This window comes from Streptomyces sp. Y1 (assembly GCF_041053115.1).
Lineage (GTDB): Bacteria > Actinomycetota > Actinomycetes > Streptomycetales > Streptomycetaceae > Kitasatospora > Kitasatospora rubellomurina.
On the sequence record NZ_CP163445.1, the window covers coordinates 1,222,066 to 1,235,368 of the forward strand.

Genomic DNA, 13,303 nt, shown 5'->3' on the forward strand with positions numbered 1-13,303 from the left:
GCCCCGGGCAGGCCCGGCGCCCGGGCCGCCCCGGTCAGTCCTCCCCGACCGGGCGGCCGCCCGGCTCCTCGACGATCCGCCGGGCGATCTCCGCGGGCCGCACCGGGCGGCCGAAGTGCCAGCCCTGCGCCCAGTCGCAGCCGATGGTCCGCAGCCGCTCGGCGTCCTTGAGGGTCTCCACGCCCTCGGCGGTGACGGTCAGCCCGAGCGCGTGCGCCATCGACACCAGGCCGCTGACGATCCGCCACCCGGTGGCCTCGTCCTTCGCCGGGTCGTGCAGGTCGCCGACGAACGAGCCGGCGATCTTCAGGCCGGAGACGGGTAGGTCCCGCAGGTAGGCGAGGTTGGACCAGCCGGTGCCGAAGTCGTCCACGGCCAGCGCCACCCCGAGGTCGACCAGCCCGTGCAGGGTGCGCAGCGCCTCGTCCTCGGGCCCGACCACCGTCGACTCGGTGATCTCGAGCTGGAGCCGGGCCGGGTCCAGGCCGGTGCTGTCGAGGGTCCGGGCGAGGTCGGCGACCAGGGCGGCGCTGCGCGCCTGCCGGACCGCCAGGTTGACGTTCAACTGCGGTGCGGCGTCCCCGTACTGCTTGATCCACTCGGCGGCCTGGCCGCAGGCCTGCTCCAGCACCCAGCGGCCGAGCGGCATGATCAGCCCGGTCTCCTCGGCGGTGGTGACGAACTCGTCCGGGCCGAGCACGCCGAGCTGCGGGTGGCGCCAGCGCACCAGCGCCTCCACGGCGGCCATCCGGCCGTCCGCGAGCCGGTAGAGCGGCTGGTAGTCGATGAAGAACTCGCCCCGGTCGAGGGCGGCCGGCATCCGCACGGACACCGCGTAGCGGTTGACCGCGCGGGCGTTCTCCTTGGGGTCGAACAGCGTCCAGCGGCCGCGACCGGCCTCCTTGGCGCGGTAGAGCGTCAGGTCGGCGGCCCGCACGGCCGCGCCCGGGGTGGTGGTGGACACCCGGCGCTCCAGCACGCCGACGCTGGCGCCCACGGCGAGCTTGTGGTCGCCGATCAGCACCGGCCCGGCCAGCGCCTTGAGCACCGTCTTGGCGGCGGCCACCGCCTCCTGCTCGCCCCGGCACTTCTCCAGCAGGACGACGAACTCGTCGCCGCCGAGCCGGGCGACCAGGTGGCCGAGCGGGGTCAGCGCGGTCTTCAGCCGGTCGGCGACGGCGGACAGCAGTTCGTCGCCCATGTCGTGGCCGAGGCTGTCGTTGACCACCTTGAAGCCGTCGAGGTCGACGTAGCAGAGGCCGAACCGGGCACCCGGCTCCGGGTCCTCGAACAGCTTCTCCAGCCGTTCGAAGAAGGCGGCACGGTTGGGCAGGCCGGTCAGCGGGTCGTGGGTGGCCTGGTAGCGCAGCCGCTCCTGGAGCCGGTAGCGGTCGGTGACGTCCTCCAGCATCGCGACCTGGTACTGCGGGGTGCCGTCGTCGTCGCGGATCAGCGAGACGGTCAGGTGGGTCCAGATCACCTCGCCGTCCTGGCGGTAGTACGGCTTGTCGAACTGGAAGTACTCCCGCTTGCCGCTGATCAGCTCCTCGTACGCCTCCCAGACGCCCGGGGTGTCCTCGGGGTGGACGAGGTCGCCGACCCGGCGGCCGATCATGTCCGCCGGGCCGGCGCCGAACAGCTCCTGGAGGGCCTTGTTGACGGCCATGATGTTGCCGTCGGTGTCGCCGATGCCGATGCCGATCGCGGCGCTCTCGAACAGGGCGCGGAAGCGGGCCTCGGAGGCGCGCAGCGCGCGTTCGGCCTCCTTGCGGGCGGCGTCGGCGGCGGTGCGGATGGCCTCCTGCTCGCGCAGGGTGCGCTCACGCAGGGCGGCCGCCCAGCCGGCGGCGAAGGCGCCGGTCAGGGCGGGCCCGCGGTCGTCCGGGACGGGCTGCTTGTGGAGCAGTTCGACCGCGCGGGCGAGCAGCACGGGGTCGGTGAAGTGCGCGTCGACCAGGTCCGCGCCGGCCTGCGCCGCCAGCCGGGGCTCGAAGGGCTCGTCGAGCTGGGCGCGGTGGAGCAGTGCGGCGGTGCGCGTGACCAGGTGGCCGAGCAGTTCGGGGTGGACGGCGATGCCGTGGTCGGCGGAGAGCAGCCGGGCCCAGTCCTCGTGGAACCGCTCGGCGCTGCCGGACACCGGGGTGGGGCTGTTCATGCGCCCGCTCCGGTACGGGCCGGGGCGACGCGGGAGGCGTCGGCGGCGGCGCGGGGGGCAGGTGCGCTAGAGATTCCAGCAACGCTACGGTCGCTAGCGCCGAAAGGAAGTCTTCTGGCGACCCGTCTGCTGACACCGGTACGGGTTCTTTCAGCGGTACGGGCGCTGTCGGCGGCATGGACGCGGTCGCCGGTCAGGGCGCGGGCGCGGAACCGGCCGGGGGCCGTCGCGCGGGTCGCGCGGCCTCCGGCGTCGCCTCGCCCGTTCCGGACGGTCAAGGGCGGAACCCCACGCCCGCCACCCCGACCATCCGCTCGGGGTGCTCGCCGACCGACTCGGGCTGGTCCGGGCGCCACTGCGGGAGGTAGACCACGCCCGGCTCGACCAGCTCGAAGCCGGCGAACATCTCGGTGATCTGCTCGTGGGTGCGCATGGTCAGCGGGGTCGGGGTCATCCGGTAGAGCCGCTGGTGGTCCTCGGCCTGGTCCGGGCGGCCCTCCAGGGAGGCGTGCGAGAGGACCAGCGCGCTGCCCGGCGGGAGCGCGTCGCGGATCGCGCCGATCAGCTTCCACGGGTCCTCGTCGTCGCTGACGAAGTGCGCGACGGCCACCAGCAGGACGGCCACCGGCTCGCCCGCCGCCAACAGTTCGACCACCTCGGGGCGGGCCAGCAGGTCGGCGACGTCGCGCACGTCGGCCTGGACGGCGGAGCTGGCCGGGTCCTCGGCGAGCAGCAGGCGGCTGTGCGCGACGGCGACCGGGTCGCGGTCGACGTAGACGACCTTCGCTTCGGGGCGGATCACGCGCGCGATCTCGTGCACCGCGCCGAAGGTCGGAATGCCGGAGCCGATGTCCAGGAAGCGGGTGATGCCGCGCTCGGCGAGGAAGCTCACGGCGCGACGCAGGAAGGCCCGGTTGGAGCGCATGATCTGCGGCAGCTCCGGCCACAGGGCGAGCGCCTTGCGGGCCATCTCCCGGTCGACCTCGAAGTTGTGGGAGCCCCCGAGGTAGTAGTCGTAGACCCGCGCGGCGTTCGGTTTGTCCAGGTCCGTACCTTCCGGTACCCAGCTCGGTCGCCGCATGCCTGTGACTCCTTCACTTCGGTTCGGCCCGCAGTCCGGTCACCCCCGCGTTCCGGTCCTGCCCGCGTTCCGGGTCCGGGGGTGCAACGCCTGACTGCCACTGCTGTGACAGCTGAGACTACAAGCACACAAGATCCTCCCTTGCACCCCGAACGGGTGCAAGCGGAGTGCCCGCCTCCCGGCCATCGATGTTCGCGGAGCGTTCACCGTCCCCGTCCGTGCGCAGGAGGCCCGGAAGCCGCCCGCGGGCGGCCGCGGCGTCGCTAGGGTGGGCGCGTGGACCCCAACCACTACCGCTTCCGGGGCGTGTGGCGCCTCGCGGCGCCGCCGTCCGCGGTGTACGCGGCGCTGGAGGACGTGAACCGCTACCCGCTGTGGTGGCCGGAGGTGCGGGAGGTCCGGCAGACCGGCGCGCAGTCCGGGTACGTCGTGCTGCGGGCGCTGCTGCCGTACCGGCTGGTGGTCCGCCTGGAGACGCGGCTGCACGACCCGGACGCCGGAGTGCTGGAAGCGGTCATGCGGGGCGACCTCGACGGCTGGTCGCGGTTCACCGTCGCGGCGGACGCCTCCGGCGGGCCGGACGGGTCCGGCGGCGGGAGCCTGGTGCTGTTCGAGGAGGACGCTCGGCCCGGCAAACCGCTGCTGCGCCGCCTCGCCCTGCCGCTCCACCCGCTGTTCCGGGCCAACCACGCGGTGATGATGCACCGCGGCCGGCGGGGGCTGGAGGCCTACCTCGCCCGAGCCGGTGACGGCTGACAGCTGACCGCTGACGGACCACCGGTGACTGTTGACAGATGACAACTTTCAACTTTCAACCGACAGATTTCACCATCTGAAATCTGAAAGTTGAACGCTGAAAGTTGAAAGCTGTCAGCTGTCACCCGCCAGCTCCCGCCGCCGGCCGCTCCGCCCCCGCCCGTCCCCCACCCCCGGGAGGTCTCGCCCCATGCCCACCACCACCCCGGGCACCGCGCCCGCCCCCGACTTCGGCTTCGACGCCCCCTTCGACCGCTCCGGCACCGGCAGCAGCAAGTGGGCCCGGGCCGCCGCTCCCGGGGTGATCCCGATGGGGCTGGCGGACATGGACCTGCCCGGCCCGCCCGCCGTCGCCGCGGCACTGGAGCGGCGGGCCCGGCACCGGGCGTACGGGTACACGGTGTGCGACCCGGCCGGGCGGGAGCTGGTCGCCCGCTGGTACCGCGCCCGGCACGGCGCCGAGGTCGACCCCGAGTGGGTCCTGCTGCTGCCCTGCGGCCCGCGCACGGCGCTGCGCGTCCTCCTGGAGACCGTGCGCCGGCAGGAGGGCGCGCCCGCGCAGGCTCCGGTCGTGTTCGCGACGCCGGAGTGGGGCGGCTTCGCCCAGCTGTGCCGCGCCGCCCGCCTCCCGTACCGGGAACTGCCGCTCCCGCTCGGCCCGGACGGCTACCGGCTCCCCCTCGGCCCGCTCCCCCGCCCCACCGCCGCCGTGCTGCTCAGCAGCCCGCACAACCCCTCCGCCCGGGTGTGGCCGGCCGACGAGCTGCGCGCGTTCGCCGAGCGGGCGGCGCGGGCCGGCGCCGTGCTGGTCTCGGACGAGGTCCACGGCGACCTCACCCACCCCGGCCACGCCCACCCCGTCGCCGTCACCGCCGTCGACCCGGCCCTGCGGCACCGCACCGTCACCCTGAGCTCGGTCGGCAAGACCTTCAACTGCTCCGGCGTGCCCAGCAGTTTCGCCCTCGTCCCGGACCCGCGGCTGCGCACGGCGTTCGCCGAGGAGCTGGCCGGCTACGGCCTCTGGGAGGGCGGCCTGCTGGAGCAGACGATGCAGCGGGCCGCCCTGGCCGAGGGCGGCCCGTGGCTGGACGCCCTGCTCGCCCACCTCGCCGCCGCCCGCACCCGGCTGACCGGCCTGCTCGGCCCGGCCGTCCGCTCGGCGCCGCAGGCCTCGTACCTGCTCTGGCTGGACGCCGCCGCGCTCGGCCTGCCACCCGCCGACGCCCACCGGGCACTGCTGGAGCGCTGCGGCCTGGAGTCGACCGCCGGCACGGAGTTCGGCCCGGGCGGCGCCGGTTCGCTGCGCCTCAACTACGCCCTGCCGGGCCCGCTGCTGGACACCGTCCTGCGCCGGCTGGAAAAGCTCTAGAGCCCCACCCGTCCCCCCTCCGGCCGTGTGCCGGCCGCGCCGCTCGCGCCCCCGCACCGAACCTTCCCGAAAGCCGCCCGAAAGGCATCCGAAAGCCGCTCGGGATCTCCTCTAGATCCAGCCGAATCACCCGATCGCACCACCTCCGACCTGCGGAAACGAACGTTCACGCGTTCTTTGCGGAGCGCCCTCGCATGCTCCGTAGCAGACTGGGCAAGGTAGACCGGGCCGCAATTCGTGATCCCGAGGATGGTGAGTCCGGTGATACCCGTCTCCCGCACAACTCCCCCGGACCGGCAGAACGCGCAGCCGCCCCCGGCGGGGGTGACGCCGCTCACCGAGTCCGTGGCCCGCAGTCACGTGTCGGGCGTCTGCTTCAAGATCGGTCCGCCCCGCCTGGTCGGTGTCGAGGTCGAGTGGTTCGTCCACGACGACCGATGTCCGGACCGACCCGTACCCCCCGAACTGGTCCACTCCGCCCTGGAGTCGCTGCCGCTCGGCGGCCCCGACGGCACCTCGCTCCCCTCCGGTTCGCGCCTCACGCTCGAACCCGGCGGACAGGTCGAGCTCAGCTCCCCGCCCGCCACCGGCCTCCTGGCCTGCGTCGACGACACCCGACGCGATCTGACCGCCCTGCGGGCCGCCTTCGCCGCGCGGGGCCTGCGACTCACCGGCACCGGGACGGACCCGCTGGCCCGCCCCCGCCGCATGGTGCTGGACCACCCCCGCTACCTCGCGATGGAGCGGTTCTTCGACTCCGCCGGCCCCTGGGGCCGGATCATGATGACCGGCACCGCCTCCGTACAGGTGTGCCTGGACGCGGGCGAGGCGGACGGCCCGCAGGCCCTCGCCCGGCGCTGGCGGCTGGCGCACCTGCTCGGCCCCGTGCTGGTCGCCGCCTTCGCCAACTCCCCGCTGCTGGACGGCCGCCCGACCGGCCACCGGTCCACCCGGCAGACCGTCTGGTCCCGGATGGACCCGACCCGCACCCTCGCCCCGGCACCGGACCACGGCGACCCGCGCGAGGCCTGGGCCCAGTACGTGCTGGATGCCCGACTGCTGTGCGTCCAGCGGCCGGAGGGCCTCCCGTGGACGGCCCCGGCCGGGCTGACCTTCCGCGACTGGATCCACGGCGGCGCCGAACGCCCGCCCACGCTCGACGACTTGGACTACCACCGCACCACGCTGTTCCCGCCCGTGCGCCCGCGCGGCCACCTGGAGCTGCGCATGATCGACGCGCAGCCCGGCGACGGCTGGGTCGTCCCCGCCGCGCTGACCACCGCCCTGCTGGACGACCCGGTGGCCGCCGACGCCGCGTTCGCCGCCCTGGAACCGCTCGAAGCCGCCGCGACGCCGACGACCCCGGGAGCCGCCGCGACGCCGGGACGGCCGGGCGGCCCGCGCCCGCCGCGCACCGACGTCTGGCGCCGCGCCGCCACCCTGGCCGTCGCCGACCCCGAGCTGCGCCGCGCCGCGCTCGCCTGCTTCGCCGCCGCCGACGCCGCCCTGGGCCGCCTGCCCGGCGCCGACCGACTGCGCGCCGCCGTCGCCGAGTTCGCCGAGCGCTACCCCGCGCGGGGCCGCTGCCCGGCCGACGACCAGCTGGACGCCCTGCGCTCCGGCACCCGCCGCACTCCTGGGAAGGAGCCCGCATCATGACCGACGTCCGACCCCCCGCCACCCCGCCGGACGCCGAAGCGCTGCGCGACACCATCGCCGCCGAGCTGCTGGCCGCCCGCGCCCGCACCGCCGCGCTGACCGACTGCGTCGACGACCGCGACCTGACCGCCCAGCACTCGCCGCTGATGTCCCCGCTGGTCTGGGACCTGGCGCACATCGGCAACCAGGAGGAGCTCTGGCTGCTGCGCAACGTCGGCGGCCGCGACCCGATGCACCCGGAGATCGACCCGCTGTACGACGCCTTCCAGCACCCCCGGGCCGAGCGGCCGAGCCTGCCGCTGCTGCCGCCCGCCGAGGCCCGCGCCTACGCGCACGAGGTGCGCGGCCGGGTGCTGGACCTGCTCGCCGCCAGCCCGCTGGAGGGCGCGCCGCTGCTGGACGCCGGCTTCGCCTTCGGGATGATCGCCCAGCACGAGCAGCAGCACGACGAGACGATGCTGATCACCCACCAGCTGCGCCGGGGCGAGCCGGCCCTGGCCGCCCCGCCGCCCCCGCCGGCGCCGGCCGACGCGGTCACGCTGCCCGCCGAAGTCCTCGTCCCCGCGGGGCCGTTCACGATGGGCACGGACACCGAGCCGTGGGCCCTGGACAACGAGCGCCCGGCGCACACCGTCGAGCTGCCCGGCTACTTCCTGGACACCGCGCCGGTCACCAACGCCGCCTACCAGCGGTTCATCGACGACGGCGGCTACGACGACCCGCGCTGGTGGACGCCCGAGGGGTGGGAGCACCGGCTGCGCGCCGAGCTGACCGCCCCGCTGTTCTGGCGCCGCGAGGACGGCCAGTGGCTGCGCCGCCGCTTCGGCAGCGTGGAGCCCGTCCCGCCGAACGAGCCGGTGCTGCACGTCAGTTGGTACGAGGCGGACGCGTACGCCCGGTGGGCCGGGCGGCGGCTGCCGACCGAGGCGGAGTGGGAGAAGGCGGCCCGGCACGACCCGGCCACCGGCCGCTCCCGCCGGTACCCGTGGGGCGACGGACCGCCCGGCCCCGAGCAGGCCAACCTCGGCCAGCGCCACCTGCGCCCGGCCGAGGCCGGCAGCTACCCGGACGGCCAGTCCCCGTACGGTGTGCGGCAGTTGATGGGCGACGTGTGGGAGTGGACGGCGAGCGACTTCCGCCCCTACCCGGGCTTCCGGGCCTGGCCGTACCGGGAGTACTCGGAGGTGTTCTTCGGGCCCGAGTACAAGGTGCTGCGCGGCGGCTGCTTCGCGGTGGCGCCGGTGGCCTGCCGGGGGACGTTCCGCAACTGGGACTACCCGATCCGGCGGCAGATCTTCGCCGGGTTCCGCACCGCCCGCGATGCGGAGGGTCGCTGATGTGCCGCCATCTCGCCTACCTGGGCGAGCCGTTGGCACCGCAGGAGCTGCTGGTGCTGCCCCCGCACGCGCTGTACCGGCAGTCCTGGGCGCCCCGGGAGCAGCGGCACGGCACGGTGAACGCGGACGGCTTCGGCCTCGGCTGGTGGGCGGACGGCGACGAGGTCCCGGCCCGCTACCGGCGCTCCGGGCCGATCTGGGCGGACGCGGCCTTCGCCGACCTCGCCCGGGTCCTGCGCACCCGGTCGCTGGTGGCGGCCGTCCGCTCGGCCACCGAGGGCTGTGCGGCGGGCGAGGCGGCGGCCGCGCCGTTCGCCGCCGGGCGCTGGCTGTTCAGCCACAACGGCGCGCTGGCGGGCTGGCCGGGCAAGCTGGACGCGCTGGCGGCGCTGCTGCCGGCGGCCGAGCTGCTGGAGCTGGAGGCGCGCACCGACTCCGCGCTGCTGTGGGCCCTCACCCTGCACCGGCTGCGCGCCGGGGCGGGCCTCGGCGCGGCGCTGGCGGGCACCGTCGCGGACGTCGCGGCGCACACCACCGGCCGGCTGAACCTGCTGCTCGGCGACGGCCGCTCGCTCGCCGCGACCGCCTGGGGCGACACCCTGTACCACCGCGCGCTGCCCGGCCTGGGCACCGTGGTGGCCTCCGAGCCGTACGACGACTCCGGGGGCTGGACGCCCGTCCCGGACGGCTCGCTGCTGCTGGTCGAGGCGGGCGCGGCCACCGTGCACCGGCTCCCGAGCGGCTCCTGAACCAGTACTCTCCCTTCATCTTCTGAACAGAGGAACCACCCTGTCATGGACACCTTCGAACTCACCCGACTGCTGCCCGCCGACCACTTCAGCACCGCCCTGCGCCACGACGTGCAGCTCGGCCTGACCTCCCGGCCCAAGTGGCTGCCGCCGAAGTGGTTCTACGACGCCCGGGGCAGCGAGCTGTTCGAGGAGATCACCCGGCTGCCCGAGTACTACCCGACCCGCGCCGAGCGGGCCATCCTGACCGCCCGGGCCGGCGAGATCGCCGCCGCCACCGGGGCCCGCACCCTGGTCGAGCTGGGCTCCGGCTCCTCCGAGAAGACCCGCCTGCTGCTGGACGCGCTGCGCGCCGGCGGGAGCCTGGAGACGTACGTCCCGGTGGACGTCAGCGAGAGCGCGCTGACCGCCGCCGGCACCGCGATCGCCGCCGAGTACCCGGGCCTCGCGGTGCACGGCGTGCTCGCCGACTTCACCGCCGGGCTCGGCCTGCCCCCGGGCGGCGGCCCGCGCCTGGTCGCCTTCCTCGGCGGCACCCTCGGCAACCTGCTGCCCGACGAGCGGGCCGCCTTCCTGCGCGGCCTGCGCGCCGCCCTCGACCCCGGCGACTTCCTGCTGCTCGGCACCGACCTGGTCAAGGACCCGGCGGTGCTGGTCGCCGCCTACGACGACGGCGCCGGAGTGACGGCCGAGTTCAACCGCAACGTGCTCAACGTGCTCAACCGCGAGCTGGGCGCCGACTTCGACCCGGACGCCTTCGAGCACGTCGCGCTCTGGGACCGGGAGCAGGAGTGGATCGAGATGCGGCTGCGCGCGCGGCGGGCGCAGACCGTCAAGATCCCGGCCCTGGACCTGCCGGTGCACTTCGACGCGGGCGAGGAGCTGCGCACCGAGGTGTCGGCGAAGTTCCGCCGGGAGCGGGTGGCGGGGGAGCTGGCGGCGGCCGGGATGCGGCTGGAGCACTGGTGGACGGACGAGGAGGGCCGGTTCGGGCTGTCCCTCTCCGCCCCGGCCCGAGCGAACCGGTAGCGGCGCTGGGAGAGGGGCCAGCAGCGGGCCCTGCCGCAGGGCCCGCCGCGGGGCCGGCCCAGTGGGCCGGTAGCGGCGCCCGGCCCGGAGAGCTCAATTTGCTTTTTCACCTTACGAATTAGCGAAGTGAGCATTCCGGGCCCCGGCGTACAAGACTTAAACGAATACGGGTTACGATCGCGACGACCGAGCTCAGTGTTGAGTACCAGGAGTCAAGATCGTGAGCGTCACCCAGAAGTCCTCCGGGGCGGTCGAGGCACCCGCGCCCGGCCGCCTCGGCTTCGTCGTCTTCATCACCGCCGCAGCGGCCCTCGGCGGCTTCCTGTTCGGCTACGACAGCTCCGTGATCAACGGCGCCGTCTCCGGCATCCAGGGGAAGTTCGACGTCGGCAGCGGCGAAACCGGCCTGATCGTCTCCTCGGCGCTCCTCGGCTCCGCGCTCGGCGCCGCGCTGGCCGGCCGGTTCGCCGACCGGTACGGCCGCATCAAGGTGATGAAGGCGGGCGCCCTGCTGTTCGCGGTCAGCGCGGTCGGCTCGATGCTGCCGTTCTCCCCCTGGGACCTGGCCGTCTGGCGCGTCCTGGGCGGCGCGGCCATCGGCATCGCCTCGGTGATCGCCCCCACCTACATCGCCGAGGTCGCCCCGACCAAGTACCGGGGCCGGCTGGCCTCCTTCCAGCAGGCCGCGATCGTCCTCGGCATCGCGATCTCCCAGCTGGTCAACTGGCTGCTGGCGAAGGCCGCCGGCGGCGACACCCGCGGGCAGCTGCTCGGTCTGGAGGCCTGGCAGTGGATGCTCGGGATCTGCGTGGTCCCGGCCGTGGTCTACTTCGTGCTCGCCTCGGTCATCCCCGAATCGCCGCGCTTCCTGATCCAGGCCGAGCGCCTGGACGACGCCCGCAAGGTGCTGGCCGCCGTCGAGGCCGAGGGCGTCGACGCCGACACCCGGATCGCCGAGGTCCAGGCGCTGATCGCCTCCGACCACCGCCCGCGTTTCCGCGACCTGCTCGGCGGCCGCTTCGGCCTGCTGCCCATCGTCTGGGTCGGCATCGGCCTGTCGGTCTTCCAGCAGCTCGTCGGCATCAACGTGATCTTCTACTACTCGTCGATCCTGTGGCAGTCGGTCGGCATCGACCAGAGCAACTCGCTGCTGATCAGCTTCATCGGCTCGGTCATCAACATCCTCGGCACCGTGATCGCGATCCTGCTGGTCGACCGGATCGGCCGCAAGCCGCTCGCCCTGATCGGCTCGGCCGGCATGGCCGTCTCCCTGGCCGCGGCCGGCTGGGCGTTCTCCTCCGCCACCGGCAGCGGGGACAACGTCTCGCTGCCCGACCTGCAGGGCACCGTCGCGCTGATCGCCGCCAACGCCTTCGTGCTGTTCTTCGCGATGTCCTGGGGCGTGGTGGTCTGGGTGATGCTCGGCGAGATGTTCCCCAACCGGATCCGGGCCGCCGCACTGTCCGTCGCCGCCTCGGCGCAGTGGATCGCCAACTGGGCCATCACCGTGTCGTTCCCGTCGCTGTCGCGCTGGAACCTCTCCGCGACGTACCTCGCCTACGCGGCCTTCGCGGCGCTGTCGGCCGTCTTCGTGGCGAAGTACCTGAAGGAGACCAAGGGCGTCCGCCTGGAGGACATGGGCTGAGGCCCCGACCGCCGGGCGATCCGATCGTCCGACCTTCGGCCCCCGCACCCTAGCGCGACGAGCGCGGGTACGGGGGCCGAATCGTTCACTCCCTGCGGCGGCCCGGCCACGTCCGGTACTCCTGTTCGCTGTCCGCCAGGAGGGATGTGTCCTTGATCTTCAACCGGCTCCGCACCCGCAGGCCCGCCGCCGCACCCGGCGCCGGGGGCTGCCCGTACGCCCACACCCACGACGCCCACACCCACGACGTCCACGGCCGCGACGGCCACGACGGCCGCGACGCCTACGCCCAGGCCCCGGCGCGGCCCTGTCCGACCGCCGCTCCCCCGGCGGCGACGGCCGCGGCGGCGGCCGCGCAACTGCCGACCGCGCCACCGCCGTTCACCGACCCCGGCCAAGCGGCCGCGTTCATCCGGCAGTTCCACCACGAGCAGCCCGCCGCGGGCCCGCCCGAGGAGCGGCTGCGGGCCGTCCTGGACGAGATCGACCGCACCGGCAGCTACCGGCACACCCCCGCCGAACTCGCCTACGGCGCCAAGCTCGCCTGGCGCAACGCCGCCCGCTGCATCGGCCGGCTGTACTGGCGCAGCCTGGTGGTGCGCGACCTGCGCCACCTGAGCACGGCCGAGGACATCGCCGCCGAGTGCTTCGAACACCTGCGGGTGGCGGGCAACGGCGGGCGGATCCGCCCGGTGGTCTCGGTGTTCGCCCCCGACCGGCCGGGCCGCCCGGCCGCGCGGATCCTCAACCAGCAGCTGGTCCGCTACGCCGGCCACCGGGTCGAGGACGGCGCAGGCGGGGTGGTCGGCGACCCGGCGGGCGCCGAACTCGCCGCCCGCGCCCGCGAGCTGGGCTGGAAGTGCGCCGAGGACCGCTTCGAGGTGCTGCCGCTGCTGGTCCAGGAGCGCCCCGGCGAACGCCCGTCCTGGTTCGAGCTGCCGGACGACAGCACGCTGGAGGTGCCGCTCGGCCACCCCGAGCACGCCTGGTTCGCCGAGCTCGGCCTGCGCTGGTACGCGGTGCCGGCGATCAGCGACATGACGCTGGAGATCGGCGGCGTCCGCTACCCGACCGCGCCGTTCAACGGCTGGTACATGGGCACCGAGATCGGCGCCCGCAACCTCGCCGACGCCGACCGCTACGACATGCTCGGCACCGTCGCCGAGCGGCTCGGCCTGGACACCTCCAGCGACCGCACGCTCTGGCGCGACCGCGCGCTGGTCGAGCTGAACGTCGCGGTGTTGCACTCCTTCCAGGAGGCCGGGGTGACGATGGCCGACCACCACACCGAGTCGCAGCGCTTCCTCAAGCACGTCGCGCAGGAGCAGCGGCTCGGCCGGCCCACCCCGGCGGACTGGAGCTGGATCGTGCCCCCGGTCTCCGGCGGGCTGACGCCGGTGTACCACCGCTACTACGACCCGGTGGACCCGGAGCTGCGGCCGGCCTTCGTGGCGCGCGAGCCCTGGTAGGGCTGCCGGCGCAGGGCTGCCGGCGCAGGACTACGGCCGCACGCGCTACGACCG

Annotated in this window: 10 protein-coding genes; 8 read left to right on the top strand and 2 right to left on the bottom strand. The window is 74.5% G+C overall.

What is annotated here, in order from left to right; genetic code table 11:
- Positions 1-34 precede the first annotated feature (34 nt).
- Together AB2U05_RS05130 and AB2U05_RS05135 are read right to left on the bottom strand one after the other, a co-directional pair.
- Positions 35-2,155, bottom strand: a complete 2,121-nt coding sequence (locus AB2U05_RS05130) for a putative bifunctional diguanylate cyclase/phosphodiesterase (protein ID WP_369182533.1) — start codon at positions 2,153-2,155, stop codon at positions 35-37.
- Positions 2,156-2,429: 274 nt separating this feature from the next.
- Entirely contained in the window at positions 2,430-3,236 is an 807-nt protein-coding gene (locus AB2U05_RS05135) for an SAM-dependent methyltransferase (RefSeq protein ID WP_045710190.1), read from the bottom strand.
- 276 nt (positions 3,237-3,512) lie between these two features.
- Here AB2U05_RS05135 and AB2U05_RS05140 point away from each other — a divergent pair, with 276 nt between their 5' ends.
- The 8 genes from AB2U05_RS05140 (at position 3,513) to AB2U05_RS05175 (ending at position 13,249) form a co-directional block, all read left to right on the top strand.
- The gene (locus tag AB2U05_RS05140) at positions 3,513-3,992 is read left to right on the top strand and encodes an SRPBCC family protein (RefSeq protein ID WP_045699502.1); all 480 of its coding nucleotides are present in this window, start codon (positions 3,513-3,515) and stop codon (positions 3,990-3,992) included.
- 190 nt (positions 3,993-4,182) lie between these two features.
- Entirely contained in the window at positions 4,183-5,361 is a 1,179-nt protein-coding gene (locus tag AB2U05_RS05145; protein WP_369182534.1) for an aminotransferase class I/II-fold pyridoxal phosphate-dependent enzyme, read from the top strand.
- A gap of 324 nt (positions 5,362-5,685) precedes the next feature.
- The gene (gene egtA, locus AB2U05_RS05150) at positions 5,686-7,020 is read left to right on the top strand and encodes an ergothioneine biosynthesis glutamate--cysteine ligase EgtA (protein WP_369185900.1); all 1,335 of its coding nucleotides are present in this window, start codon (positions 5,686-5,688) and stop codon (positions 7,018-7,020) included.
- Positions 7,017-8,357: an ergothioneine biosynthesis protein EgtB gene (egtB, locus tag AB2U05_RS05155; protein ID WP_045701189.1), complete on the top strand. Its 1,341-nt coding sequence runs from the start codon at positions 7,017-7,019 to the stop codon at positions 8,355-8,357. Before egtA ends, egtB begins: the two co-directional genes overlap by 4 nt.
- A complete protein-coding gene (gene egtC, locus AB2U05_RS05160; RefSeq protein WP_045710194.1) occupies positions 8,357-9,106 on the top strand; it encodes an ergothioneine biosynthesis protein EgtC in 750 nt (249 codons plus the stop codon). The genes egtB and egtC overlap by 1 nt, the downstream gene beginning before the upstream one ends.
- Before the next feature lie 45 nt (positions 9,107-9,151).
- Complete coding sequence (gene egtD, locus AB2U05_RS05165) at positions 9,152-10,135, top strand: L-histidine N(alpha)-methyltransferase (protein WP_369182535.1); 984 nt, start codon at positions 9,152-9,154, stop codon at positions 10,133-10,135.
- 220 nt (positions 10,136-10,355) lie between these two features.
- Positions 10,356-11,780 (top strand): sugar porter family MFS transporter, encoded by a 1,425-nt coding sequence (locus tag AB2U05_RS05170; RefSeq protein ID WP_045701195.1) that lies wholly within the window; start codon positions 10,356-10,358, stop codon positions 11,778-11,780.
- Between the two features lie 359 nt (positions 11,781-12,139).
- The gene (locus AB2U05_RS05175) at positions 12,140-13,249 is read left to right on the top strand and encodes a nitric oxide synthase oxygenase (protein ID WP_369185901.1); all 1,110 of its coding nucleotides are present in this window, start codon (positions 12,140-12,142) and stop codon (positions 13,247-13,249) included.
- Positions 13,250-13,303: the final 54 nt, after the last annotated feature.

What these genes read in the sequence shown, in the direction of transcription:
- AB2U05_RS05130 (WP_369182533.1), bottom strand. Translation starts at nt 2,155, where the DNA reads ATGAACAGCCCCACCCCGGTGTCCGGCAGCGCCGAGCGGTTCCACGAG.
- AB2U05_RS05135 (WP_045710190.1), bottom strand. Translation starts at nt 3,236, where the DNA reads ATGCGGCGACCGAGCTGGGTACCGGAAGGTACGGACCTGGACAAACCG.
- AB2U05_RS05145 (WP_369182534.1), top strand. Translation starts at nt 4,183, where the DNA reads ATGCCCACCACCACCCCGGGCACCGCGCCCGCCCCCGACTTCGGCTTC.
- egtB (WP_045701189.1), top strand. Translation starts at nt 7,017, where the DNA reads ATGACCGACGTCCGACCCCCCGCCACCCCGCCGGACGCCGAAGCGCTG.
- egtC (WP_045710194.1), top strand. Translation starts at nt 8,357, where the DNA reads ATGTGCCGCCATCTCGCCTACCTGGGCGAGCCGTTGGCACCGCAGGAG.
- egtD (WP_369182535.1), top strand. Translation starts at nt 9,152, where the DNA reads ATGGACACCTTCGAACTCACCCGACTGCTGCCCGCCGACCACTTCAGC.